The 26258-nt window shown below is 50.1% G+C and carries 18 protein-coding genes; 13 read left to right on the top strand and 5 right to left on the bottom strand.

Annotated features, from left to right (window positions below; genetic code table 11):
• Window positions 1-65: 65 nt before the first annotated feature.
• The 3 genes from I2F54_RS10380 to I2F54_RS10370 are packed head-to-tail and all read left to right on the top strand — an operon-like array spanning window position 66 to window position 2220.
• Complete coding sequence (locus I2F54_RS10380; RefSeq protein ID WP_087412780.1) at window positions 66-1487, top strand: carbon starvation CstA family protein; 1422 nt, start codon at window positions 66-68, stop codon at window positions 1485-1487.
• Window positions 1488-1490: 3 nt separating this feature from the next.
• Complete coding sequence (locus I2F54_RS10375; protein WP_009122446.1) at window positions 1491-1715, top strand: hypothetical protein; 225 nt, start codon at window positions 1491-1493, stop codon at window positions 1713-1715.
• A 25-nt stretch (window positions 1716-1740) separates the two neighbouring features.
• Window positions 1741-2220 carry a hypothetical protein gene (locus I2F54_RS10370; protein WP_009122445.1) on the top strand — a complete coding sequence of 160 codons (480 nt, stop codon included), beginning with the start codon at window positions 1741-1743 and terminating at the stop codon, window positions 2218-2220.
• A gap of 162 nt (window positions 2221-2382) precedes the next feature.
• Here I2F54_RS10370 and uvrA read toward each other — a convergent pair whose 3' ends face one another.
• Window positions 2383-5154 (bottom strand): excinuclease ABC subunit UvrA, encoded by a 2772-nt coding sequence (gene uvrA / locus I2F54_RS10365; RefSeq protein ID WP_195501132.1) that lies wholly within the window; start codon window positions 5152-5154, stop codon window positions 2383-2385.
• A 71-nt stretch (window positions 5155-5225) separates the two neighbouring features.
• On the opposite strand from uvrA, the gene I2F54_RS10360 reads away from it, so the two are divergent.
• Window positions 5226-6734 carry a glycoside hydrolase family 10 protein gene (locus I2F54_RS10360; protein ID WP_087412778.1) on the top strand — a complete coding sequence of 503 codons (1509 nt, stop codon included), beginning with the start codon at window positions 5226-5228 and terminating at the stop codon, window positions 6732-6734.
• Between the two features lie 119 nt (window positions 6735-6853).
• Here I2F54_RS10360 and I2F54_RS10355 read toward each other — a convergent pair whose 3' ends face one another.
• The 4 genes from I2F54_RS10355 to purL form a co-directional block, all read right to left on the bottom strand.
• Entirely contained in the window at window positions 6854-7423 is a 570-nt protein-coding gene (locus I2F54_RS10355; protein WP_009122440.1) for a chromate transporter, read from the bottom strand.
• 83 nt (window positions 7424-7506) lie between these two features.
• Window positions 7507-8058 carry a chromate transporter gene (locus I2F54_RS10350; RefSeq protein WP_009122439.1) on the bottom strand — a complete coding sequence of 184 codons (552 nt, stop codon included), beginning with the start codon at window positions 8056-8058 and terminating at the stop codon, window positions 7507-7509.
• 26 nt (window positions 8059-8084) lie between these two features.
• Entirely contained in the window at window positions 8085-12143 is a 4059-nt protein-coding gene (locus tag I2F54_RS10345) for a hybrid sensor histidine kinase/response regulator transcription factor (protein WP_195501131.1), read from the bottom strand.
• A gap of 222 nt (window positions 12144-12365) precedes the next feature.
• A complete protein-coding gene (gene purL, locus I2F54_RS10340) occupies window positions 12366-16073 on the bottom strand; it encodes a phosphoribosylformylglycinamidine synthase (RefSeq protein WP_195501130.1) in 3708 nt (1235 codons plus the stop codon).
• 261 nt (window positions 16074-16334) lie between these two features.
• On the opposite strand from purL, the gene I2F54_RS10335 reads away from it, so the two are divergent.
• The 9 genes from I2F54_RS10335 (at window position 16335) to I2F54_RS10295 (ending at window position 26224) form a co-directional block, all read left to right on the top strand.
• Entirely contained in the window at window positions 16335-16988 is a 654-nt protein-coding gene (locus I2F54_RS10335; protein ID WP_009122436.1) for a LysE family translocator, read from the top strand.
• Window positions 16989-17055: 67 nt separating this feature from the next.
• Window positions 17056-17601 carry a DUF4924 family protein gene (locus I2F54_RS10330; RefSeq protein WP_087412776.1) on the top strand — a complete coding sequence of 182 codons (546 nt, stop codon included), beginning with the start codon at window positions 17056-17058 and terminating at the stop codon, window positions 17599-17601.
• A 134-nt stretch (window positions 17602-17735) separates the two neighbouring features.
• Window positions 17736-18596 (top strand): dTDP-4-dehydrorhamnose reductase, encoded by an 861-nt coding sequence (gene rfbD, locus I2F54_RS10325; protein ID WP_009122434.1) that lies wholly within the window; start codon window positions 17736-17738, stop codon window positions 18594-18596.
• Between the two features lie 33 nt (window positions 18597-18629).
• Window positions 18630-20204, top strand: coding sequence for a peptide chain release factor 3 (locus I2F54_RS10320; RefSeq protein ID WP_087412775.1), 1575 nt, complete (start codon window positions 18630-18632; stop codon window positions 20202-20204).
• A gap of 139 nt (window positions 20205-20343) precedes the next feature.
• Window positions 20344-21327 carry a helix-turn-helix transcriptional regulator gene (locus I2F54_RS10315; protein WP_195501163.1) on the top strand — a complete coding sequence of 328 codons (984 nt, stop codon included), beginning with the start codon at window positions 20344-20346 and terminating at the stop codon, window positions 21325-21327.
• Between the two features lie 861 nt (window positions 21328-22188).
• The gene (locus I2F54_RS10310) at window positions 22189-22659 is read left to right on the top strand and encodes an HU family DNA-binding protein (RefSeq protein ID WP_187366644.1); all 471 of its coding nucleotides are present in this window, start codon (window positions 22189-22191) and stop codon (window positions 22657-22659) included.
• Window positions 22660-22854: 195 nt separating this feature from the next.
• Window positions 22855-23112: an OadG family protein gene (locus I2F54_RS10305; protein WP_009122428.1), complete on the top strand. Its 258-nt coding sequence runs from the start codon at window positions 22855-22857 to the stop codon at window positions 23110-23112.
• A gap of 41 nt (window positions 23113-23153) precedes the next feature.
• Complete coding sequence (locus tag I2F54_RS10300; RefSeq protein WP_009122427.1) at window positions 23154-24989, top strand: biotin/lipoyl-containing protein; 1836 nt, start codon at window positions 23154-23156, stop codon at window positions 24987-24989.
• Window positions 24989-26224: a sodium ion-translocating decarboxylase subunit beta gene (locus I2F54_RS10295; RefSeq protein ID WP_009122426.1), complete on the top strand. Its 1236-nt coding sequence runs from the start codon at window positions 24989-24991 to the stop codon at window positions 26222-26224. The genes I2F54_RS10300 and I2F54_RS10295 overlap by 1 nt, the downstream gene beginning before the upstream one ends.
• Window positions 26225-26258 lie beyond the last annotated feature (34 nt).

The following is a 26258-nucleotide window of genomic DNA, read 5'->3' as shown; positions in this document are numbered from 1 at the left end:
AACTGTTACATTTGCATACATAAAATACATTAACATTCAGCATATACGTTAAACATTAGCACGCCATGATTACATTTACGCTTTGCCTGCTGGCGCTGATTGCAGGCTATTTCATCTACGGACGCTTTATAGAACACGTATTCGGACCGGACGACCGTAAGACGCCCGCTCTTACGAAAGCCGACGGGGTGGACTATATCCCGCTGCCTACGTGGAAAATCTTTATGATACAATTTTTGAACATTGCAGGCTTGGGTCCAATTTTCGGCGCAATCATGGGAGCCAAGTTCGGTTCGGCATCCTACCTGTGGATAGTGTTCGGAAGTATCTTTGCCGGGGCCGTGCACGACTATTTCGCGGGAATGCTTTCGTTGCGTCACGACGGCGAGAGCCTGCCGGAGATTATAGGCCGCTATCTGGGCGTGACCACCAAGCAGGTGATGCGCGGATTTACCGTTATCCTGATGATACTCGTAGGAGCGGTTTTTGTGGCGGGTCCTGCCGGACTGCTCGCTAGCCTGACGCCGGAAACGCTGGATACTACTTTCTGGATTGTAGTGGTCTTTATCTATTATGTGCTTGCCACGCTACTGCCGGTGGATAAGATAATCGGCAAGATATATCCGCTATTCGCCATCGCGCTGTTGTTTATGGCGGTGGGCATCTTGGTAATGCTCTACGTGAATCATCCGGCATTGCCGGAAGTGTGGGACGGGTTGCGGAACACCAATCCCGATGCTTCCGCGCTGCCTATATTTCCCATTATGTTCGTCAGCATCGCATGCGGCGCAATCAGCGGTTTTCATGCTACGCAAAGCCCGTTGATGGCACGTTGCATGACGAGTGAGCGTCATGGCCGTCCCGTATTCTACGGAGCCATGATTACCGAGGGTATCGTAGCTCTTATCTGGGCTGCGGCCGCTACTTATTTCTTCCACGAAAACGGAATGGAGGAGACGAATGCCGCCGTTATCGTGGATGCCATTACGAAGAACTGGTTGGGAACCGTCGGCGGTGTACTGGCTGTGTTGGGGGTGATTGCCGCTCCCATCACCAGCGGAGATACCGCTTTCCGTTCGGCGCGACTTATCGTCGCTGATTTCCTGGGTATGGAACAAAAATCGATGCGCCGTCGTTTATATATCTGCGTACCGATGTTTTTGGCGGCTATCGGATTACTGCTGTACAGCCTGCGCGATAAAGACGGTTTCGATATGATATGGCGTTACTTTGCATGGGCCAACCAGACTTTGTCCGTCTTTACCTTATGGGCTGTCACGGTATATCTGGTGCGCGCGAAGAAGCAATATTTCCTGACGCTGATACCTGCCTTCTTCATGACCTGCGTTTGTACGACCTATATCTGCATAGCGCCCGAGGGTTTCGGCCTGTCGCATCCGGTGGCCTACGGTATAGGGATAGCCGGTGTCGTGATCGCGTTGGTGTGGTTCGTCGTATGGAAAAACAAACAGACTAAAACTCTTTGACTGATGAAGAAATTCAAGAAATCTACCGGGCTGACCGTAGCCTTGCTTATTTATGTTTCTGCCACCGCGGCGTATTTCCTGCCGCGCAATACGGAAATCAGCGATACGGAGAAGTATGTCACCGTAATCGCTTCGTATGTCATCGTGCTTGTACTGTGGCTGGTGCTCCGTAAGAAAGAAGAGCTGCAACGGAAGCGCCGTGAAGAAGATAGAACAGAACGAAAATAATTATTCACTCAAAAATAAAAACAAGATGAGAAGACTTGCATTACTCGTATGCCTGCTTATTGGCACTGTGGCTGCCCACGCGCAGTTTGAAAAAGGAAAATGGTTCGTAAATCCGTCCATTACCGGACTCAACCTTTCTTATAATACGGAAACGGACAAAGCGCATTTCGGCCTTGAAGCCAAAGGCGGTGCGTTTTTGATGGATAATGTAGCCCTGTTGATAGATGCCGGCGCCAAGTGGCAAGGCGGCGGGACGGATGTCTATACTCTGGGTGTGGGCGGACGTTATTATATCGACAAAGTAGGCGTTTTCCTCGGAGCTGACGTCAACCTGAACCGTTATAACTGGGACGGCGGTGACAAAACCCGTTTCGGCTTCGGCTTGGAAGGCGGTTACGCGTTCTTCCTGTCGCGTACGGTAACCATTGAACCTGCCGTTTATTGGGATATAAATAAAGACCGTTCGGAATTCGGACTGAAAGTGGGATTCGGTTTCTACTTCTAAGAGGACGGAAAGGCCTTTTACACGATAGTTGATTTCGTCTCCTAAGATGATTGGTTTTGTCTTAGGGGACGATTTTTTTTGTCTCATGGGATGAAAAAAAACGTCCCGTGAGATGGATTTGTTTATCTCACGAGACGATTCCGACTGGATTATGCGGTTGATTTATAGCAGCTTTTCTTTCAGGAACTGCCCGGTGTAGCTTGCCGCACAGGCCGCTACTTCTTCCGGCGTGCCCGTTGCCACGATGTAGCCGCCTTTGTCTCCGCCTTCGGGACCGAGGTCGATAACATGGTCGGCGCACTTCACTACGTCCATATTGTGCTCGATGATGACGATGGAATGGCCGCGGCGTATCAGCGCGTCAAAGGCTTCCAGTAATTTGCGGATGTCGTGGAAGTGCAGACCGGTGGTAGGCTCGTCGAAGATGAAGAGCGTCGGGTCGGCTTTCTCCATGCTGAGGTAGTATGCCAGTTTTACACGCTGGTTTTCACCGCCGGAGAGGGTAGAGGACGACTGGCCGAGTTTGATGTACCCCAGTCCGACATCTTGCAGCGGTTGCAGACGCTTCACGATTTTCTTCTGTCCGTGCCCGGTGAAGAATTCGATGGCTTGGTTGACGGTCATTTCCAGTACATCGTAGATGTTGACATCGTGGAACTTCACTTCCAGCGTATCCGACTTGAAGCGTTTGCCGTGGCAGGATTCGCACTCCAGCACAAGGTCGGCCATGAACTGCATCTCTACGGTGATGGTTCCTTCGCCCTTGCACTCCTCGCAACGGCCACCCTCGCTGTTGAAGCTGAAATGACCGGCGGTGTATCCCATCTGCTTGGCAAGAGGTTGTTCCGCCCATAATTTGCGGATTTCATCGTAAGCCTTGATGTAGGTCACGGGGTTGGAACGCGAGGATTTTCCGATAGGGTTCTGGTCTACAAACTCCACATTGCGCAGCTCCTTCAAGTCTCCGCCGATAGAGGCGAACTCGCCCGGACGGTCGCTGCATTCGTCCAGCTCGCGTTTGAGGGCGCGGAAGAAGATGTCGCGCACCAACGTACTCTTGCCCGAACCCGATACGCCGGTGACTACCGTCATTACGTTAAGCGGGAAGCGCACGTCCACGCCTTTCAGATTGTTCTCGCGGGCTCCTGTGATTTCGATATACTGGTTCCACGGGCGGCGGCTTTCGGGCACGGGAATGGTTTCTTCACCCAGCAGATAACGCACGGTGTAGCTGTTGCTGTCTTTTTGCAAGTCTTTCATGTCTCCGCAATAGACAACTTCGCCACCCAGGCGTCCGGCCTTGGGGCCGATGTCGATGATGTAATCGGCGGCGCGGATGATTTCTTCATCATGTTCCACTACGACCACCGTATTGCCCAGTTGTTGCAGTTGGCGCAAGACGTGTATCAGCTTGTCCGTATCGCGGCTGTGAAGTCCGATACTCGGTTCGTCCAGGATGTAGAGACTGCCCACCAGGCTGCTTCCCAGAGAAGTCGCCAGATTGATACGCTGGCTTTCGCCGCCGGACAGCGAGTTGCTGAGGCGGTTCAGTGTGAGGTATCCCAGGCCTACGTCCAGCAGGAAGCGGATGCGGTTGTTGATTTCTATAAGGATGCGGCGGGCTACGTCGGTATCGTGCTTATCCAGCTTCAGGTTGTCGAAAAAGACTTTCAGTTCGGTGATGGGCAGGTCTACCAGCTCGGAGATGCTGCGTCCGTCCACCCTTACATAACCGGCTTCGGGCTTCAGCCTGGTGCCGTGGCATTTGGGGCAAAGGGTTTTACCGCGATAACGCGCCAGCATTACACGGTACTGTATCTTGTACTGGTTCTCCTGCAACATCTTGAAGAAGGCGTTGATGCCCTCGAAATAGCGGGTTCCTTCCCACAGCATGCGGCGTTGCCCGTCCGTCAGTTCGTAATAGGGCGTGAAAATGGGGAAGCCGGCCTTCTCCGCGCCGCGTACCACCATGTCTTTCCATTCGCCCATTTTCTCTCCGCGCCAGCACACTACGGCGCCGTCGTATACGGAGAGGGAGCGGTTGGGGACAACAAGATGCTCGTCGATGCCAATGACACGTCCGAAGCCTTCGCATTCCGGACATGCCCCGATGGGAGAATTGAACGAGAACATTTGGTCGTTGGGCTCTTCAAACGTGATGCCGTCCGCCTCGAATTTGGTGCTGAAACGGTAGAGGCTGGTCGTGCCGTCCGGTTGGTAGAAACGGAGTAGGCAGGCTCCGTCACCCTCGTACATGGCGGTTTCGGCAGAGTCGGTAAGGCGGCTGATGGCATCTTTGTCGCCGGAAACCGTCATGCGGTCTACCAAGAGGAATACGGTATCGCCGTCTTTGGGGCGGTACTCGTCGATGCGTACCATCTCTCCGTTTACTTCCAGACGGTTGAAGCCCTGCTTCATGTCTATTTCCAGTTGCTGCTGCAAAGTACGCCCTTCACGAAGTAATATCGGGGTGAGCACGGTGTAGCGTGTTCCCTCGGGCTGCTCCAGCATGCAGTTCACGATGTCCTCGGTGGAATGTTTCTTTACCTCTTGTCCGCTGACCGGGCTGAATGTCCGTCCCACACGGGCATAGAGCAGGCGCAGGTATTCGTAAATCTCGGTAGAGGTTCCTACGGTGGAGCGGGGGTTGCGGCTGCTTACTTTCTGCTCGATGGCGATAGCGGGGGGGATGCCTTTGATGAAATCACATTCGGGCTTGCTCATACGTCCCAGAAACTGGCGGGCATAGCTGCTGAGGCTCTCCACGTAGCGGCGCTGCCCCTCGGCATAGAGCGTGTCGAACGCGAGTGAGGATTTGCCGGAGCCGGACAGTCCGGTGATGACGACCAGTTTGTTGCGGGGTATCTCTACGTCAATGTTCTTCAGGTTGTTGACGCGGGCTCCCTTTATGGTGATAGATGTATTTTTTGTCATAGACTGTTGAAAATGAATTGGGGTACAAAGATAATCATTATCTTTGCCATGCAATATTTAAAAAGAACAAAATGAAACTTAGAAATCTCCTCTTGCCAGTATTGTTGTGTGTGCTGACTTTGACCATGCAGGCGCAGCAAACGTCTACCGTCTATCCCAAACGTGAATTCCGTGCCGCGTGGATTCAGGCGGTGAACGGACAGTTTCGCGGTGTGCCCACCGACAAGCTGAAGCAGACTTTGATAAACCAGTTGAACTCCTTGCAGGGTGCGGGCATCAACGCCATTATCTTCCAGGTGCGTCCCGAAGCCGATGCGTTGTATGCTTCGCAGTACGAACCGTGGAGCCGCTTCCTGACCGGAGTGCAGGGCAAAGCGCCGGAACCTTACTGGGACCCTATGCAGTTTATGATTGAGGAATGCCATAAGCGGGGTATGGAGTTTCATGCCTGGATTAATCCCTATCGGGTAAAGACTTCGTTGAAGAACGAGCTTTCTCCCATTCATGTTTATAATTCGCATCCGGAGTGGTTTGTGACGTATGGCGATCAGTTGTACTTCGACCCGGCATTGCCCGAAAGCCGCAACCATATCTGTAAGGTGATAACCGACATCGTGTCGCGCTATGATGTGGATGCCATTCACATGGACGATTATTTCTATCCTTATCCCATCAAAGGAAAGGACTTTCCGGATGACGCGAGCTTTGCGCGCTATGGCGGCGGCTTCGGCAATAAGGCCGACTGGCGCCGCAGCAACGTGGATATTCTGATTCAGAAGATACACGAAACGGTTCGCGGACTGAAGCCCTGGGTGAAGTTCGGAGTAAGTCCTTTCGGTATCTATCGCAACCAGAGTAGCGACCCGTTGGGCAGCGATACGAACGGATTGCAGAACTACGATGATTTGTATGCCGATGTGCTTCTGTGGGCGCGCAAGGGCTGGATAGATTATAATATACCGCAGATATACTGGCAGATAGGACATCCGGCAGCCGATTATGAGACATTGGTGAAATGGTGGGCGAAGCATACGGAGAACCGTCCCCTGTTCATCGGCCAGTCCGTAATGAATACGGTACAGAATGCCGACCCGAAGAATTCTTCTATCAATCAGCTTCCCCGCAAGATGGCTTTGCAGCGTGCGTATCAAACTATCGGCGGTAGCTGCCAGTGGCCTGCCAGCGCGGTAGTGGAGAATGCCGGCAAGTATCGGGATGCACTGGTTGCCGAATATCATAAATATCCGGCTTTGCCGCCTGTGTTTGACTTTATGGATAATGAAGCGCCCGACAAGGTGCGTAAGGTAAAACCGGTGTGGACGGCCGACGGCTACATCCTTTTCTGGACTGCGCCGAAGTTCAAGGATGAAATGAACCGTCCGGTACAGTATGTTGTCTATCGTTTCGGCTCTAAGGAGAAGGTGGATATCGACGATCCCTCGCGCATCGTGGCCGTTACGCGCAATACTTTCTATAAGTTGCCTTACGAGAACGGTAAGACGAAATACCGTTATGTGGTTACGGCGCTCGACCGTTTGCATAACGAGTCCAAGTCGGTAGGCAAGAAAGTGAAGCTGTAAAAGATACGGCAGCCGTAGATGGGATATGCCCGGAAGATACATTCGTTTCTTCCGGGCATATTTTATTTTCTTCCGGGGATATTCGTCCGCCTTGACCGATAGCCGTCTTTTGTCTTGTGCTAATAAAGTATCAGCCCTGCTATTCCGCACGCTATAATCATCAGTATGGGATTGGCCTTATACTTTCTTGTGCCGATGAAGGCTACAAGGAAGATGATGATACTGATTATAAAAGAGTACATGTCTTCATCGGGCGAGCTGAAGTTCTCCGCGTTCATCAAAACCAGCGCGGCCGATGCCAGCAGTCCGACCACCGCCGGGCGAAGTCCGCTGAATACGGCCTCTACCGAAGGGTGCTTCTGATATTTCAGAAAGAACTTGCTGATAGTGAGCATCAGGATAAACGAGGGCAGCACTACGGCGAAAGTGGCTATGCAAGAACCCAGTACGCCCATGCTTGTGCCGTATTGCTCGGCTATCGTAGTATAGCCTACATAGGTTGCCGAGTTGATACCGATGGGACCGGGCGTCATTTGACTGATAGCCACGATATCCGTAAACTCCTGCGGCGTCAGCCAACCGTAGCGGGTGACCACCTCGCCCTGTATCATGGAAAGCATGGCGTATCCGCCGCCAAAACCGAAAAGCCCGATTTTAAAGAATGTATAGAATAGTTGAAGGAAAAGCATAATGCAGTGATTAAGGGTTAGTGGTTAGTGATTAGGGGTTAGTGATTAGTGATTAGGGGTGGGGATACTGTTTTCTTTGGCTTTCAACTTTTCACTTTCGGATAGCGTAGCTTTCCGAACACGTATCCTCCTACGCCGGCGGCAATGATAATCCAGATAGGGGAGAAGCCCAATAGCCAGATAAGCAGTGCCGAGACAACCGGAATCCATATCGTGTAGCGGTTGACTTTGGCGGATTTGGCCATACTGAAAGTCGGAGCGGCTATCAGCGCGACAACCGCCGGACGGATGCCCTTGAAGATGCGCTCTACGTAAACATTGTCTTTGAAGTTATGGAAGAACAGGGCTATGGCAAGGATTATGAGAAAAGAGGGCAGTATCGTTCCCAAAGCCGTGATGATGCTTCCCCGTATTCCCCGTAAGCGATAGCCTATGAATATGGATATGTTGACCGCGAGAATACCCGGCGCCGACTGGGAAATGGCGAGCAGGTCTATAAAATCTTCTTTGGCTATCCATTGGCGCTTTGTTACGATTTCATCCTCAATCAATGGCACCATGGCATAACCGCCGCCGATGGTGAATGCACCGATTTTGAAAAAGATGGAAAACGCTTCGATATATATATTCGTCATATCATGTGTAAATACTGTAACTCTGTTTATTGTTTGGCCTCACCGATATTTCCTTCGTCCTTGGCGTATTGGCTCGGACTTACATTGAAGTGTTTCTTGAATACTTCACGGAAATATTTGGCATCGCTGAACCCTGTCATCTCGGCCACTTCGGTGATGGTGTACTTCTGTTCTTTCAGCAGTTGCATGGCGCGTTTCAGGCGGATCAGCCGGACGTAATCTCCCGGCGCCTGGTCGGTCAGCGCCTTTAGCTTGTTGTAGAAGCTGGTACGGCTCATGTTGAGCAGGGTACAAAGCACATCGATCGTGAAGCTCGGATTGTCCATATTGTCCTCCACGTTCTTCTTGATGCTGGCAATGAATTTCCAGTCCAAATCCGTAGAACAGTTGATACATTCCGTATTGTGGGTATCGTCGTTCAAATCCAGATTGCCGTATCTGTGGCGCAGTAAAGCGCGGTTGGCGAGCAGATTGGCGATGGTGGCGCGCAGGATTCCGATATTAAACGGTTTCACGACATATTCGTCCGCTCCGGTTTGCAGTCCGTCAATGATGTTCTTGTCCGTATTGAGGGCTGTCAGCAGGATAATGGGGATGTGCGAGGTGTCGATGTCGTTCTTTACAATCTGGCACAGCTCATCACCCCGCATTTCGGGCATCATGATGTCCGATATAATCAGGTCGGGGAAATACTCTTTCACGATGTAAAGCGCCGATTTGCCGTTGGAGCATACCTGCACGTGGTAGTTCTCGGCCAGAGTGCGCCGCAGGTATTCCCTCAGTTCGTCGTTATCCTCTACTACCAGTATCTTCTGGCGGTTATCGGCATCTTGGGTTTTCTGTTGGGCGTGTTCGTAGCCTTCAATGGACGCATTGGCAGCAGGAGCGTTCGGCATATCTTTCTTCGGAGCGGTGATTTGCTCCAGCTCATTACTCCTTTCCGGCTCTTTCTCTTTCATGGGAACGGGGCGGTGTATGGCCTTGCGGTAGCGCTTCTCGCCTTTTGGGAAAGATACTTTGATGCAGGAGCCTTTTCCTTCGGTACTGGTAAAGTTGAGCTTTCCCTTATGTATATGTACGAGCTTCCATACGAGAAGTAAGCCGATTCCGCTGCCGGTTACTTTGGAGTTGATGGCGTTGCTGCCACGGAAATGCATCTTGAACAGTTTCTTCTGCTCGTCCAGCGGAATACCGATGCCCGTATCGCTGACCTCTACGCTCCAGGTATCTTCTGTTTCGCAGGCATATACGTGTACGCTTCCGCCGTCGGGCGTATATTTCAGCGCGTTGGATATGATGTTCTTCAGAATAGAGTCCATTTTGTCCTTATCCAGCCAAACGTTCAGATAGCGGAAGTTGCTTTCGTAAGTCAGGTTGATGTGCTTTACGGAAGCGTATGAGCGGAAAGCGTTGATGGTATCGTTCATATAAGCTCCCAGCTCGTACTCGGATACGTAGAAATTGTTCGAATAGGTATCCGCCCGTTCAAAGTTGATGAGGTTGGTAGTAAGACGTAGCAGGGCGTTGACATTGCGAAGCGCCGTGCTGAGGTTGTCCGTCCCTTCTTGGGTCAGCGTTTCACGGTCGTTGAGCTCTTCCAGCGGCGCTTTGATAAGCGTCAGCGGAGTACGGATGTCGTGCGCCGTGTTGACAAAGAAGCGAATCTTGTCATCGGATATCTTTCGTTGCTTGCGCAACACGATAATACGCAGCGCGATGCTCGCAAGGGCTATAAGAATGAGCGCATACAGCAGCAGCGCCCATATGCTGAGCCAGATGGGCTGCTCGATGATGATATCCATGCTGCGTTCTTCCAGGACGATGCGCCGGTCTTCATTGGATATGGCGCGGACGCGCAGGGTGTATTGACCGGGGTTCAGATTGGTGAAGCGGATGATATTCTCCTCTCCGGGGCGACTCCAGCCGTCATAGAACCCTTCCAGCTTCCAAGAATACAGAATGAGGGAAGGATAGTCGTAGTTGATGGAAGAAACCTGAAGCGAGAATATATTCTGATTGTATTTCAGTTTCAGGCTTTTCGTCTCGTCAATGTCCAACACCAGGGGCGAGCCTTCGTCTTTGGGGTATACCGTCTGGTAGAAAACGCGCAAGTCGCTGAATATCATGCGCGAACTGTACTCGCGGGGCAATACCATGTTTCTTGGAAATTCTATGGCGCCGTCGGTGCTTCCGAAAATGACGTTTCCATTCTTGCGCAGGGTTCCCGAACTGGCATTGAAGTGGTCGGAATGCAATCCTTGTTCTTTGGTCCAGTTATGGAAAATCTTCTCTTTGGGATAGAAACCGCTCAGCCCTTGTTCGGTGCTTAGCAGGATGTCGTCTTTCCCGTCAGACAGAATCATGTAGATGTTATTGGAGATAAGTGCGCAGTTATCCTTGTGATAGTGGTCGAAGCTTTTCTGAACGGGGTCGTATATGAGCAGACCGGAGTTGTTTGTTCCGATATACAGCAGTCCGTTGGGGTCTTGGTACAGGGAGTATATATAGGACGACTCTACCGGCATTGTAATATACCGGTATTTGCCGGTCGCTTTCTCCAGCAGATACAGCCCGTTGGCCGTACCTATCCATATGGAATCCTTGTCTCTCTCCTTGATGTCCGTTACGGCTTCCAGTCCGGGAATCAATTCTATCTTCTGATGCTCGAAATCTATCTTCTTCAAGTTGTAGTAACCGCCCGACCATATATAGCCCTCGCTGTCCTTGGTAATGGAACGGATATATTTGTCGGGGCGAATCGTCTTACCGCCGAATAGGGCGGGGGTGAAGAAGCTGACGGAATGTTTCTTCTTGTCTATCTGGTAGATGCCGGAGCTGTAACCGCCCGCCCAGATGATGCCGGGGCTGACTTCGCACAGGGATATGAACGTGTGGTTCTGATTCTCATGTTCTTTATTGAAAACGCTCATAAAGGAGTACCATTGCCGGGTGCGGTGCTCGTACAGGCTGATTCCGTTATTGGTGGCATACCATAAATCGCCTTCGTGGTCTTCGATGATGGCGTTTACCTGGTCGTTGATGAGGGATTGTTTATTGCCGATGGAATGCTTTATCCATTTGTAATCGCTGTACCGGTTGTTGCGTACGGTAATGCCGATGGGATAGTTCGCCATCCAGATACGTTGCTCGTCATCCACGTATATGTCGTAGATGGTATTGCCGTTCATGGCATTGTACCGGTTGAAGTCGGCCACGATGTACGGTTCGGACTGATAGGTATCCACATTCATTTTGTAGACACCCGCGCCGTCTGTCGCTATCAATATCTCATTCTCGCCGAAAGTGCAAATCCGGTTGATGCTGACGTCTATCAAACCCGACTTGACATGAAATGCCTTGTGAAGGTTGAGGTCATATACATAAATCCCCCTTTGAAAAGTTCCGATGAAGATTTTGCGGCTGCCTTTATGAAAGAAAAGCTCGTTGATTTGTAACCTTAGCGTATCCAGCTTTTCGCAAGGGCTCAGCGCGAGTATGTCGTTTTTCAGCTCGGCGTAATGTACGCCTACGTCCGTTCCTATGAAATAGTGGGTGGCATCTATCTGCTCGATATCCGTAATGCTCTCGTTGATTTCATTCTTGATGGTAACGGTCTTTTTCGTATCGCTGTCGTATAGGTAGATGTTTCTTTGATTGCAGAGCCATATTGTATTGTTGTCGTCAACAAAACCATAGCTGACGGGAGTATGTAAACCTTCCGTCTCGCTTTTGGGCAGCTTGTATGTCAGTTGGAAACGGTCGTGCTTGCTTTCGTAGCAGAAAACGCGTCCTTGCTTGCCGATTTCCCATAATCTGCCTTGCGAGTCCGAATACAGCCAGTTGAGGTTCATCATGGAGTTGATTTCTTCTTCGCCGTCCAGAAGTTTATATTGTTTGAATTCCTTTCCGTTGTAACGGTCGATACCGTCGTGCGTGAGGAACCACATGTAACCTTTAGGTCCTTTTTGAATAGCATACACCCGCCTGTTGCTCAAACCATCCTCTACGCCGATGTACTTATATGTCTGAGCAGCAGCTAAAAAGGATGATACCAGGAAAATAAAGAAAAAGAAATGCTTTTTCATATCAGCCAATTTTGGAATTTGAGTTTGATAAACGTTCGGGGGGACTTAATATTAACACAAAAGTAGTGAATATGTTTGAGATATGCAAAAAAAAGAGAAACAGAGTACGAAGGCGATAAGTTGGCGGAACAGGGCGGGGAATAAAAGAAATGTGCCAAAGATTCTGCATTGGAGGGAACTTTGGCACATTATTCTATTATCGCGTTATGGTTGGATGCTTTGTCATTTCCGGGTCTTTTCTTCCACCCACTTACGCGCGTTGACGAATGCTTCTATCCATGGAGTAACCTGGTCGCTGTGTACACGGTCTTGGGGATAGTAGCCGTTCTGCCACGGGAAGATGGAGCGTTCCAGGTGAGGCATGATAGCCAAATGGCGTCCGTTGGTGCTGGCTATGGCCGCGATGGAGTAGTCGGAACCGTTCGGATTGCCGGGATACTCATCGTAAGTATATTTTGCCACCACATTGTATTTATCCTCGTCGTAAGGCAGTGAGAACTTGCCTTCTCCGTGCGCCACCCAGATACCGAGCTTGCTGCCGCTCAAAGAGCCGAACATTACGCTGCGGTTGGTAGGAATGGTCAGGCCGATGAAGGTTGACTCGAATTTGTGAGAATCGTTATGCAGCATCTTTCCCTTCTTTTCGTGGTCGGGAGTGATGAGGCCTAATTCCATCATCAGCTGGCAGCCGTTGCATACGCCGAGAGACAGCGTGTCTTCGCGTGCATAGAACTTGTCGAGCGCTTCTTTGGCTTTCGGGTTGAAAAGGAAAGCGCCCGCCCAGCCTTTGGCGGAGCCCAGTACGTCGGAATTGGAGAAACCGCCGCAGTAAACTACCATATTCACGTCTTCCAGTGTTTCACGTCCGCTGATAAGGTCGGTCATGGTTACGTCTTTCACATCGAAGCCGGCAAGGTAGAGCGAGTACGCCATTTCGCGTTCACCGTTGGTTCCCTTTTCACGGATGATGGCGGCACGGATACCGGTCGGAGTACGACGGTCCGGGTCAAGGCCGTATTGTGAAAGCTTACCCTTGAATTCGGGTAGGAATACCAAATCCAGCGGTTGCATCTTGTAGTTCTCGAAACGCTTCTTGGCGCATCCGTTCATGGATTGCTTGCGGTCGAGCAGGTAAGATGAAGAATACCATACATCGCGCATATAGTCTATGCCGAACTGGTAAGTGGCATCGTTCTTGCTTACGAGGATGTGGCGCTCATCGGTCGGCTTACCGATTTTGATATAGCCTACACCGGCATCTTCCAGTATCTTCTTGACCTCTTCCTTGCGCTTGTCGCTGATTTGGATAACGATACCCGGATTCTCGGCAAACAATATTTTGATGAGGTCTTGTTCCTTCATCTTGTCGAGGTTGATTTCCATACCGCCCTCTACATTGGCGAAGCACATTTCGAGCAGCGTAGTGATGAGACCGCCGGCTGAAATATCGTGTCCGGCAAGAACAAGTCCCTTGTTGATTAAATCCTGTACGGCCAGGAAGGCGTCGCGGAAGTATTCGGCGTCTTGTACGCAAGGCACTTCGTCGCCTACTTTACCCAGTGACTGCGCAAAGGCGGAACCGCCCAGTTTCAGTTTGTCGAAGCTGAAGTCGATATGGTAGAGGGTGGTCTTGTCGTCGTTGACGAGTACGGGAGACACCACTTTCTTCACATCCGAAACCTCACCGCCTGCAGATACAATAACCGTACCCGGAGCGATGACCTTGCTGCCGTCGGGATATTTCTGTGTCATGGACAAAGAGTCCTTACCCGTAGGAACATTGATTTGCAGGGCGCAGCAGAAGTCGCTCAATGCTTTTACCGCTGTATAGAGACGCGCGTCCTCGCCTTCTTGCGAGCGGCAAGGCCACATCCAGTTGGCCGACAGGGATACGCTGTCCAGACCTTCGGCAAGCGGAGCCCAAATCAGGTTGGTCAATGCCTCACTGACGGAGAGGATGGAACCGGCCGCCGGGTCGGCAAGCGCTGCCTGCGGAGCGTGTCCCAAAGATGTTGCGATACCTTTCTCGCCGCGATAATCCAAAGCTACGACACCGCAGTCGCTCAACGGCAACTGAAGTTCGCCCTGGCACTGTTGGCGGGCAATCTTGCCCGTTACGGAACGGTCTACCTTGTTTGTCAACCAGTCTTTGCAGGCAACGGCTTCCAGCTGGAGTACGTTGGTGAGGTATTCATGCAGTTGTGACAACTCGTATTCCGGCATTTCATAATGACGCTCTACGGTTTTGTCCACCATATAAGTCTTGGGTGAGGAGCCGAACATCTGCTCTACGGCAAGGTCGAACGGACGTACGCCGTCGGCCTGCTGGAAAGCGAAGCGATGGTCGCCGGTCGTTTCGCCGACTACGTACATCGGGGCGCGCTCGCGTTCGGCCACCTTGCGTACATGCTCGATAGCTTCTTCCCGAATCAGCAAGCCCATGCGCTCCTGACTTTCATTGGCGATGATTTCTTTGGCGGATAAGGTCTTGTCGCCGATAGGCAGCTTGCTCATGTCAATAAGACCGCCGCACTCTTCCACCAGCTCGGACAGACAGTTTACGTGTCCGGCGGAACCGTGGTCGTGGATGGAAACCACCGGGTTGGCGTCTTCTTCACAAAGTGCGCGCACTACGTTGTAGGCGCGTTTCTGCATCTCCGCATTGGCACGCTGTACGGCGTTCAGTTCGATGCCGCTGCTGTAACGTCCCGTATCTACGGATGAGACGGACCCGCCGCCCAAACCGATGCGGTAGTTGTCGCCACCGATAACGACAACCTTGTTGCCTGCTTCGGGAGCGCCTTTCAGACAGTCGCGTTGCGTACCGTATCCTACACCGCCGGCAAGCATGATAACTTTGTCGTAACCGTAAACTTCATCTTTCTCTTTGTGCTCAAAGGTGAGTACGGAACCGCAAATCAGCGGTTGGCCGAACTTGTTTCCGAAATCGCTGGCGCCGTTGGACGCTTTAATCAGGATTTGTTCGGGAGTCTGATACAGCCATTCGCGTACCGGAAGTATGTCTTCCCAGGAACGTTCCTCGTCTGTACGGGGATAGGAAGTCATGTATACGGCTGTTCCGGCAATAGGCCATGAGCCTTTACCGCCGCCCATACGGTCGCGGATTTCACCGCCCGTACCGGTAGAAGCGCCGTTGAAAGGTTCTACGGTAGTAGGGAAGTTATGGGTCTCGGCCTTCAGGGAGATAACGCTCTTGATGTCCTTTATCCGGAAGAAGTCGGGCTTGGAGTGGTCTGCCGGGGCAAACTGCTCGATAACCGGACCTTCGGCAAAGGCTACATTGTCTTTATAGGCTGATATAATCTTGTTCGGGTTTTCCTGAGTGGTTTTCTTAATCATTTGGAAGAGGGAAGATTCCTGTTCCACTCCGTCGATGATGAAGGTACCGCCGAAGATTTTGTGACGGCAGTGCTCGGAATTGATTTGCGCGAAACCGAACACCTCGGAGTCGGTCAACGGACGTCCCAGGTCTTTCTCTACTTTCTTAAGGTAGTCCATCTCCTCTTTGGAGAGCGCCAGACCTTCTTTTTCGTTGTATGCTTCCAGGTCATCGATATGGATTATCGGCTCCGGCTGGCGGTTGGTGGTAAATACGTTTTGGTCCAGACCTTTATACATACGTTGCAGCATCGGGTCACGCTCTGCGTTTTCGTCTTTTACGGGGAAATATTCTTCGATACGGGCGATACCGTTCAAACCCATGTTCTGGGTGATTTCCACAGCATTGGTACTCCAAGGAGTAATCATTTCACGGCGCGGGCCGACGAAATGTCCTTTCAGGTTGTCTTCACTTTCGGGGGCGGCTTCTCCAAAAAGCCAGCAGAGTTTGTCGCTGTCTGCCTGAGTAAGTTCGTGGTCACATTCTACGGCAATCACGCTCTTGGATGGTGTTCTGAAAAAAAGAATCATACTTTTATTTAAGAGTTTACGATTTGCTACTTTTGATTGAAGCTGCTGTCTGTCAGTTAGCCTCTTCTCTTTTCTTCTTGGGTGCAAAGATATACAAAATCGTCGGGCGGGAGAAAGAAATGGAAATAAAAAACTTCAGTCGGATGCGAGAGAACATGTTTCACGTTTCATAGGGATAATATAGCTTTTTAAAATCCTTTTCTGACGAAAAAACGTTAACTCTATTCGGTCGTCTCATAAAAAAGTCCGATATTTGCAGGCATGATTCAGATAGAGACCATATTTGACATATTGTGGAAGGGGTTCATAATCGGTGTTATAGTGTCCGCACCTTTGGGTCCTGTAGGAGTATTGTGCATTCAGCGTACTTTGAATAAAGGGCGCTGGTATGGTTTTGTAACCGGTATAGGAGCCTCGTTGAGCGATATAGCCTACGCTTTGCTGACAGGTTACGGAATGAGTTTCGTCTTCGATTATGTCAACAAGAATATTTTCTATCTGCAACTGTTCGGAAGTATCCTGCTGCTGATATTCGGTATCTACACGTTCCGCAGTAATCCGGTACAATCCATTCGTCCGGTATCCACCAGCAAGGGGTCTTATTTTCATAACTTTATCACGGCGTTCGCTGTCACTCTTTCCAATCCGCTTATCATCTTTCTTTTCGTAGGTCTGTTTGCGCGTTTTGCTTTCGTAAGCGAAGGCGTGTTGGTCTTCGAGGCCGTTACGGGGTATCTTGCCATTGCTTTGGGAGCGTTGGCGTGGTGGTTTGGAATTACCTTTTTCGTCAACAAGGTCCGTACGCAATTCAACTTACGCGGCATTTGGATATTGAACCGTATCATCGGCGGCATTGTCATGGTGGTGTCTGCACTCGGGCTGGTATTTACGCTGATGGGCGAATCGTTGTATTAGTTGACGGCCGGCAGACAGGGAATGTGACGTTTGAATCAATCATAAATAATAAATCATCAATCTCAACGTGAAGATTTCACAGCAACTGAAAGAGAAGAATATTGCCGAATACCTTATATATATGTGGCAAGTGGAAGACCTGCTTCGCGCTAATAAGTGCGATATAGACCTGCTTCGCAGTAACATTATTTCCCGCTACCCTGCGGAGGAGCATGCGGCTTTGGAAGAATGGTACGGCAATCTTGCCGATATGATGCGTGCCGAGGGCGTGACGGAGAAAGGGCATTTGCAGATTAACCGCAACGTCATCCGTAACCTTACGGACCTGCATGCCGATTTGCTGGCTTCCACGAAGTATCCTTTTTATAATGCGGCATACTTCAAGGCTTTGCCTTTTATTGTAGAATTGCGGCAAAAGGGCGGACAGGAGGAAGAACCCGAATTGGAAACCTGCTTTGAGGCGCTTTACGGCATATTGCTGCTGCGTTTGCAGAAAAAAGAAATCAGTCAGGGCACTGCTAAGGCGGTAGAGGCTATCAGCAGTTTTCTTTCCTTGCTCGCCAACTATTACGACAAGGACAAGAAAGGCGTGTTGAAGCTGGATAATGACTGACAGGATGTTTGTATGGACTTGGATAATAAGTTGAGTGATAAATATAAATAATAGAATAGTAAATTGTCAACATACCTACGTGTCGGAGATAAAAGAAATATCATGACCGTAGGGAATAAATAGTAACTGTTAAGATGAATATATTGGTAACCGGCGCCAACGGTCAGCTTGGCAACGAGATGCGGGCGCTCTCCGCTGAAAATCAGCAACACACTTACTTCTTTACAGATGTGCAGGAACTGGATATATGTGATGAACAGGCCATACGTACATTCGTGGCCGGCAACCGGGTGGATGTTATCGTAAACTGTGCCGCTTATACGGCGGTAGACAAGGCGGAAGACAATCCGGAGCTTTGCGATAAACTGAACCATGTGGCTCCCGGCTATCTGGCTGCTGCCGCTGAGGCTTGCGGCGCCGCCATGATACAGGTGTCTACGGACTACGTGTTCGACGGCACCGGCCATATTCCTTATACGGAAGAAGTGACTCCTTGTCCCAACTCCGTTTACGGCTCCACGAAACTGGCGGGCGAACAGGCTGTTATGGAGAAGTGCAGTCGCGCAATGGTTATCCGTACGGCATGGCTGTACTCCGTTTATGGCAATAATTTTGTAAAGACCATGATTCGCTTGGGCAATGAGCGTGAGAAGCTGGGAGTCGTTTTCGACCAAATCGGTACGCCGACTTATGCCAACGATTTGGCGCGTGCCATCTTTGCGGCTATCAATCGAGGCATTGTTCCCGGTATTTACCATTTCAGCGACGAAGGTGTTTGTTCCTGGTATGATTTTACGGTAGCCATTCATCGCATAGCGGGCATTACCTCATGCAAAGTCAGTCCGTTGCATACGGACGAGTATCCGGCCAAGGCTCCGCGTCCGCAATATTCCGTATTGGACAAGACGAAGATTAAAAAGACTTTCGGTATCGGGATTCCCCACTGGGAAGAGAGCTTACAGGTCTGCATCGAGCGACTGGCGCAGCAAGCATAACGATATTTATTTGAATATTATACCTATTTATATATGGCAAGTAACAACGAGATAGAAAGAAGACGAACCTTTGCGATTATCGCGCATCCGGATGCCGGTAAGACATCGTTGACTGAAAAGCTGCTGCTGTTTGGCGGTCAGATTCAGGTGGCGGGCGCGGTGAAAAGCAACAAGATAAAGAAGACGGCGACGTCGGACTGGATGGATATTGAAAAACAGCGTGGTATCTCTGTAACCACTTCTGTAATGGAGTTTGATTATCACGATTACAAAATCAATATTCTCGATACTCCGGGTCACCAGGACTTTGCCGAAGATACTTACCGTACCCTGACGGCGGTGGACAGCGTTATCATTGTGGTGGACGGCGCGAAAGGTGTGGAAACCCAGACGCGCAAGCTGATGGAGGTCTGCCGTATGCGCAACACTCCGGTGATTATCTTCATCAATAAGATGGACCGTGAGGCGAAAGACCCGTTCGACCTGCTGGATGAGCTGGAAGAGGAGCTTTCCATCCATGTCCGTCCTCTGACATGGCCTATCGAGAGCGGCGCCCGCTTTAAGGGAGTTTATAACATCTACGAACATAATCTGAACCTGTACCAGCCTTCCAAACAGGTGGTGACGGAGAAAGTGGAAGTGGATATAAATACGGAAGAACTGGATAATCAGATAGGCTCTTCGCTGGCGGACAAGCTGCGCGGCGAGCTGGAGCTGATAGACGGGGTATATCCCGAATTTCAGGTAGAGGAATATCTGAAAGGTGAACTGGCTCCCGTATTCTTCGGTTCCGCCTTGAATAACTTCGGTGTGCAGGAGTTGCTGGACTGCTTTGTGGAGATTGCTCCCAGTCCCCGTCCTGTAAAGGCGGAAGAGCGTGAAGTGGAGCCGGACGAGCCGAAATTCACAGGCTTTATCTTCAAGATTACCGCCAATATCGACCCGAATCACCGTTCGTGTATCGCATTCTGCAAGATATGTTCCGGTAAGTTTACCCGTAATACGCCCTACCTGCATGTGCGTCATGGCAAGACCATGCGTTTCTCGTCGCCCACGCAGTTTATGGCGCAGCGCAAGACTACCATCGACGAGGCATGGGCGGGAGATATTATCGGCCTGCCGGATAACGGTACGTTCAAGATAGGCGATACGCTGACCGAGGGCGAGATGCTTCATTTCCGCGGCTTGCCGAGCTTCTCGCCGGAGATGTTCAAGTACATTGAGAATGCCGACCCGATGAAGCAGAAACAGCTTGCCAAAGGTATCGACCAGTTGATGGACGAAGGTGTGGCGCAGTTGTTTGTCAACCAGTTCAACGGGCGCAAGATTATCGGTACGGTAGGACAGTTGCAGTTCGAGGTTATCCAATACCGTCTGGAAAATGAGTACAGCGCCAAGTGCCGTTGGGAGCCGTTGAGCCTCTACAAGGCTTGCTGGATTGAAAGCGACGACCCCGCCGAACTGGAATCCTTCAAGAAACGCAAGTACCAGTATATGGCGAAAGACCGCGAGGGCAGGGACGTGTTTCTGGCAGACAGCGGCTATGTATTGCAAATGGCGCAAATGGACTTCAAAAACATAAAGTTCCACTTTACGAGCGAGTTCTGATAACAGGGAACCGAAACTTATTTTGAGGCACGGATTATACGAATTTACGCGGCTCTTGATTGACTTGAACCGCCGGATTCGTGTAATCCGTGTTTTTTGTCTTATACTTTACTCATTTACCCATTACTATTATATGCGCATGAAGTCCTGCCTCGATTTTATTCTGCCGTTATTTCTCCTTTGGGGGATAACGGCCTGTTCCGCTCCCGTCGATAAGGATATGTTGGAGTATGAACACTCCCTTGCCCATGCCGATTCGTTGGTACAGTCCGGTGTTGCCGACAGTGCCCGTACCGCTCGTCTGCTTTTCGGCCTGCATCGCGAATACGCCCGTGTAAAAGAACAGTCCGCAGGAAAACCTCTTCGTCTGATGCCGGTCACGGGGTGGAAGCATACCCTTTGGGGAGTGTTCGGCGCATTGATGCTGGGCTTGAATGTCTGGCTTTCCATACGGGACATAAAATTCACGAACGAGCGCAAGCACCGCCGTTACCTCATCAACTTGAGCGAGAACGAACGCCACCTGCATAACAACGAATGTGAGCGTGCCGAACTGGAAGAATGCCTCAAAGAGATGTCACTGGAAGATGACGAACGCGAAGAAGTACAACGCTCGTTGGTGAATCTTATGACCCGGGGTAGCCGGTTGCACGAGGAGAACGGAGTGCTTCGCGGACGTCTCAGGGAGTACGAAGACCATCCTGTCCCTTATGAGCTGGAACTGCTGCAAAAAGAGGGTGAACGTGCCCGTAAACTGGACGGACAGGTACAAGCGCTCACCGCCGCATTGATAGACCGTGACGAGGTGGTGGAGCGGTTGCGCGCTCATCCCAAGTTTCTGACGGAAGCCCAATGGGAACATCTGCGGCAACTGACAGACAAAGCGTATACAGGTATTTCCGAACGCCTCACTTCCCGCTTTCCCCAGCTCACGCCTGCCGACCTTCAGCTTTGCCTGCTGATTCGCCTGCGCTTCACGAACACACAGATAGCAACGCTTACGGCTGTCTCTCCCGCTTCTGTCTCTCAGCAGAAGTTCCGCTTGAAAAAGCGGCTGATACAGGCGGATGAATCTTTGTTCAAAAACGGGGAGACGGTGGATGTGGTGGTGTGCGGATGCTGATACGTGTTATTTCCCGGCAGGTGCTTGTGAGATTTATGTCTCCAATGCGATGCTCTCAGGAATTACCCATAGCCCAGTCTGGTATTACATTTTCCATGTGTAAAGTTTTGTTGCAATCCGGATAAGAGAGCCGAAACTGGGGTAAACTCGATTATACTGCAAAAAAAGTCCCACCGAAAGTACTTCTTGACGGGGTAATCAAAGATAACGGCTGTGATACTCTCATACGCCGGCAGAGGCCGTCTTGCATAACGACAGAGATAGCCTCGCATAACGACAATGCCTGCCACCGTTAAGATAGCATGTCCGGCATCCGTGTTTTGTTGCTATATTTCAATTACCCGCCAACTTTTGCCTGTATCGTCTGATAATTTTTGATATAGCGCAAAGCCGCTACTTCCTTTTTAGAATACGGCAAGATTTTAGGAATCATTCAGGATATGAATCGTAGAGAGAAAGAAGTGTAAGTTTCTCGGTATTGTAGAGATACATTGGTTTCGTGATGCTGGTTATCAGCTCTTTACATAGCGTTCAGGTAGAGATATTCATAGAATATTGAATCTCCGGTTTGGTATCCTATTGTCGGGTTGTAGAGATGTGCGGTTGATAATATGTTGATTTATAGCTGTTTTGCCGGGATTGTTGTAGAGCCTGTTTTCTTGTTATTCCTTCTTGTGTCCTTTAACTTTGCAACATCGAATTTGAGAAAAGCGAAATACTTTATCGTTGAGGCCTCGCGGTAGAGTTCTTCCTTATACTTCTTGAAAGAGATGCGGTTTCGGTCGGCCTTCAACCTGATCGGTCAAAGCGGTGATGACTGGCTCACTGGCAACTATTATATATTTACTTAATACATTATCAATTATGTTTTATAAGAAAACTCAACAAAAAATCAACGGTTTATGGTATCCTCAGTCCATCACATGGGGCAAAGCTGTTACAAGTAATCAGGTGGCGGATCAATTGGCGTTGCTTTCTACCGTTACCCGTGGTGACGCGTATGCCATCATTAAGAATTTGGGAAGCGTACTTTCTCTTTATATGGCGCAAGGACGTACGGTGAAAATAGACGGGGTAGGTACTTTTTATTATACGGCTGCTGCCAACAAGAATGGAGTGAAAACGTCTAAAGAGGTCAGCGCTTCTCAAATAGCGGGTGTACGTGTCCGTTTCATTCCCGAGGTCGAACGGGACATTAATAATAAGGTTGTTACCCGTAGTATGGTAGACAGTAATATCTGTTGGGAAGAGTGGGGCAAAACTTCAGCTTCCGGGAATGGCGGTAATGGAGATGGTGCGGGCGGTGGTGAAGAAGAAAATCCGTTAGGATAATCTTTATCGTATCCGGACAGGATTCTGTACCGATATCGCAGTATTGATAAATGAGTTCCCGTGTTGCCCTTCCGGACGGCACGGGAATTTCTGTTTTAGCATTATTTATAATTATATCACACTATTCTTTAACGAATTATCGCTAATTTCGGACGAATTTTTGCAATTCCGATAGAATAACTAATAATTTATAATATGGAAAACTTGAATTTAGCGCTCCTGCTAATGGTAGTAGGTATGGCAACGGTTTTTGCCATCCTGCTGATTGTTATCTACTTAGGTAAACTCCTCATCGCTCTTGTGAATAAATATGCTCCCGAAGAGGTTGCTCCTGCCAAACAGGCGGCAAATGCTCCCGCGGCTATTCCCGGCAATATCATGGCGGCCATCAATGCGGCTGTTACGGTGGTGACGCAAGGCAAGGGCAAGGTAGCGAAAGTAGAGAAAATCTGAAATAACTAATCTTATATAAACACACACAGGAATAATTTAGTATGAAAAAAGAAATTAAGTTCAGTTTGGTATTCAGGGATATGTGGCAAAGCGCCGGAAAGTATGTTCCCCGTGTAGACCAACTGGTAAAGGTAGCTCCCGCCATTATCGAGATGGGATGTTTTGCCCGTGTAGAAACGAATGGCGGCGGTTTTGAACAGGTAAATCTTTTGTTCGGCGAGAATCCCAATAAGGCTGTGCGCGAGTGGACGAAACCTTTCCACGAAGCCGGCATCCAGACACATATGTTGGACCGTGCGCTGAACGGTTTGCGCATGAGCCCTGTGCCCGCCGATGTGCGCAAATTGTTTTATAAAGTAAAGAAAGCGCAGGGTACGGACATCACGCGTACTTTCTGCGGACTGAACGATATACGTAACATCGCCCCCTCCATCACTTATGCGCACGAGGCGGGAATGATTTCGCAGTGCTCTCTTTGCATCACCCATTCACCTATCCATACAGTGGAGTATTATACGGATATGGCATTGAAGCTTATCAAACTGGGTGCGGACGAAATCTGTATAAAGGACATGGCCGGTATCGGTCGTCCGGTATCTCTGGGCAAGATTGTGGCCAATATCAAAGCCGCCCATCCGGAAATTCCCATTCAATATCACAGCCATGCGGGTCCCGGCTTCAATATGGCGAGCATTCTCGAAGTATGTGAAGCCGGCTGCGACTACATCGACGTAGGTATGGAACCGCTGTCATGGGGTACCGGACATGCCGACCTGCTTAGCGTGCAAGCCATGCTGAAAGACGCCGGCTTCCAAGTACCTGAGGTCAATATGGAAGCCTACATGAAGGTGCGCGCCCTGATACAAGAGTTTATGGATGATTTCCTCGGCCTGTACATCAGCCCGAAGAACCGTCTGATGAACTCGTTGCTGATTGGTCCGGGACTTCCGGGCGGCATGATGGGCAGCTTGATGGCGGACTTGGAGTCCAATCTGGAATCTATCAACAAGTATAAGGCTAAACGTAACCTGCCGTTTATGAAGCAGGACGAACTGCTGATTAAACTCTTCAACGAAGTGGCTTACGTATGGCCGCGTGTAGGTTACCCGCCGTTGGTAACCCCGTTCAGCCAATATGTAAAGAACCTGTCCATGATGAACGTGATGGCTATGGAGAAAGGCAAGGAACGTTGGGGCATGATAGCCGACGATATTTGGGATATGCTGTTGGGCAAAGCCGGTAAACTGCCGGGTGAGCTTGCGCCCGAAATCGTGGAAAAGGCGGAACGTGAGGGACGTAAATTCTTCAACGGCAACCCGCAGGACAATTATCCCGATGCGCTTGATAAGTACCGCAAGCTGATGAAAGAAAACAAGTGGGAACTCGGAGAGGATGATGAGGAACTCTTTGAGTATGCCATGCATCCGGCGCAATACGAGGCGTACAAGAGCGGCAAGGCCAAAGAGGACTTTCTGGAAGATGTGGAAAAACGCCGTGCCGAACGTGATAAATCTCCTTTGGATGACGCCAAACCCAAAACGCTTACTGTACAGGTGGACGGACAGGCTTATCGCGTGACGGTGGCCTACGGCGACATAGACCTGCCGGCTTCCGCTACCGAGAAAGTCACTGCCCCCGTAGGCGAAGGGCAGGAAGTGGCGGCTCCGCTCGAAGGCAAGTTCTTCCTGACCAAGAATGCGCAGGAAACTCCGCTTAAGGTAGGAGACAAGGTGAAGGAAGGCGACCTGCTTTGCTACATCGAGGCGATGAAGACTTATAATGCTATCCGTGCCGACTTTGGCGGAACGGTTACCGCTATCTGTGTCAATCCGGGTGATTCTGTTTCTGAAGATGATGTATTAATGAAGATTGGATAATGGAAGATATATTTGCGAAACTTTATGATATGACGGCGTTCAGCAATATCATTGCCGATCCGTCGTTCCTTGTAATGTATGCCATTGCCTTCATTTTGCTGTATCTGGGCATCAAGAAGCATTACGAACCGTTGTTGCTGGTTCCCATCGCTTTCGGTGTGCTCATAGCCAACTTCCCCGGCGGAGAAATGGGCGTGATTCAGGCGGATGAAAACGGTATGGTAATGGTGAACGGAGTGCTGAAGAACATCTGGGAGATGCCGTTGCATGAGATTGCGCACGATCTCGGACTGATGAACTTCATCTACTATATGCTGATAAAGACCGGATTCCTGCCGCCCATCATCTTTATGGGTGTGGGTGCGCTGACGGACTTCGGACCTATGCTCCGCAATCTGCGCCTTTCCATATTCGGCGCGGCTGCACAGCTTGGTATCTTTACAGTGCTGCTGTGCGCGGTAATGATAGGTTTTACACCGCAGGAAGCCGGCGCATTGGGCATTATCGGTGGCGCAGACGGTCCTACGGCTATCTTTACTACCATTAAACTTGCTCCGCACTTGCTGGGTCCTATCGCTATTGCGGCCTACTCGTATATGGCGTTGGTTCCGGTTATCATTCCATTGGTCGTGAAACTGCTTTGCAGCAAGAAGGAACTGATGATTAACATGAAAGAGCAGGAGAAGCTGTATCCTTCAAAGACCGAGATAAAGAACCTGCGTGTATTGAAGATTGTCTTCCCGATTGCCGTTACTACTATTGTAGCCCTTTTCGTACCGACGGCGGTGCCTTTGATTGGTATGTTGATGTTCGGTAACCTGATTAAGGAAATAGGTTCCGATACCAGCCGCCTGTTCGATGCGGCGGCCAACAGCATTATGAATGCGGCAACCATCTTCCTGGGATTGAGCGTGGGTGCTACCATGACGAGCGAGGCGTTCCTTAACTGGACTACTATCGGTATCGTTATCGGCGGTTTCCTTGCGTTCGCCTTGTCTATCTCGGGCGGTATCTTCTTTGTGAAACTGTTCAACCTGTTCTCCAAGAAGAAGATTAATCCGCTGATTGGCGCAACAGGGTTGAGTGCTGTGCCTATGGCGAGTCGTGTATGTAATGAAATCGCTACCAAGTACGACCCCAAGAACCATGTGCTGAATTACTGTATGTCCAGTAATATTTCCGGTGTTATCGGTTCTGCGGTAGCGGCGGGCGTGCTGATTTCGTTCCTCGGGTAAGGGGTTGATGATATAAAAGAATGTGTTAAAACTA

This window comes from Bacteroides clarus (assembly GCF_015555825.1).
Taxonomy (GTDB): domain Bacteria; phylum Bacteroidota; class Bacteroidia; order Bacteroidales; family Bacteroidaceae; genus Bacteroides; species Bacteroides clarus.
The sequence above is the reverse complement of the archived record's forward strand: the minus strand, read 5'-3'. Positions and strand labels throughout refer to the sequence as shown.

Excerpts from the sequence above, each read along its gene's own strand:
- I2F54_RS10380 (WP_087412780.1), top strand. The coding sequence starts at position 66 with ATGATTACATTTACGCTTTGCCTGCTGGCGCTGATTGCAGGCTATTTC.
- I2F54_RS10375 (WP_009122446.1), top strand. The coding sequence starts at position 1,491 with ATGAAGAAATTCAAGAAATCTACCGGGCTGACCGTAGCCTTGCTTATT.
- I2F54_RS10370 (WP_009122445.1), top strand. The coding sequence starts at position 1,741 with ATGAGAAGACTTGCATTACTCGTATGCCTGCTTATTGGCACTGTGGCT.
- uvrA (WP_195501132.1), bottom strand. The coding sequence starts at position 5,154 with ATGACAAAAAATACATCTATCACCATAAAGGGAGCCCGCGTCAACAAC.
- I2F54_RS10360 (WP_087412778.1), top strand. The coding sequence starts at position 5,226 with ATGAAACTTAGAAATCTCCTCTTGCCAGTATTGTTGTGTGTGCTGACT.
- I2F54_RS10355 (WP_009122440.1), bottom strand. The coding sequence starts at position 7,423 with ATGCTTTTCCTTCAACTATTCTATACATTCTTTAAAATCGGGCTTTTC.
- I2F54_RS10350 (WP_009122439.1), bottom strand. The coding sequence starts at position 8,058 with ATGACGAATATATATATCGAAGCGTTTTCCATCTTTTTCAAAATCGGT.
- I2F54_RS10345 (WP_195501131.1), bottom strand. The coding sequence starts at position 12,143 with ATGAAAAAGCATTTCTTTTTCTTTATTTTCCTGGTATCATCCTTTTTA.
- purL (WP_195501130.1), bottom strand. The coding sequence starts at position 16,073 with ATGATTCTTTTTTTCAGAACACCATCCAAGAGCGTGATTGCCGTAGAA.
- I2F54_RS10335 (WP_009122436.1), top strand. The coding sequence starts at position 16,335 with ATGATTCAGATAGAGACCATATTTGACATATTGTGGAAGGGGTTCATA.
- rfbD (WP_009122434.1), top strand. The coding sequence starts at position 17,736 with ATGAATATATTGGTAACCGGCGCCAACGGTCAGCTTGGCAACGAGATG.
- I2F54_RS10320 (WP_087412775.1), top strand. The coding sequence starts at position 18,630 with ATGGCAAGTAACAACGAGATAGAAAGAAGACGAACCTTTGCGATTATC.
- I2F54_RS10315 (WP_195501163.1), top strand. The coding sequence starts at position 20,344 with ATGAAGTCCTGCCTCGATTTTATTCTGCCGTTATTTCTCCTTTGGGGG.
- I2F54_RS10305 (WP_009122428.1), top strand. The coding sequence starts at position 22,855 with ATGGAAAACTTGAATTTAGCGCTCCTGCTAATGGTAGTAGGTATGGCA.
- I2F54_RS10300 (WP_009122427.1), top strand. The coding sequence starts at position 23,154 with ATGAAAAAAGAAATTAAGTTCAGTTTGGTATTCAGGGATATGTGGCAA.
- I2F54_RS10295 (WP_009122426.1), top strand. The coding sequence starts at position 24,989 with ATGGAAGATATATTTGCGAAACTTTATGATATGACGGCGTTCAGCAAT.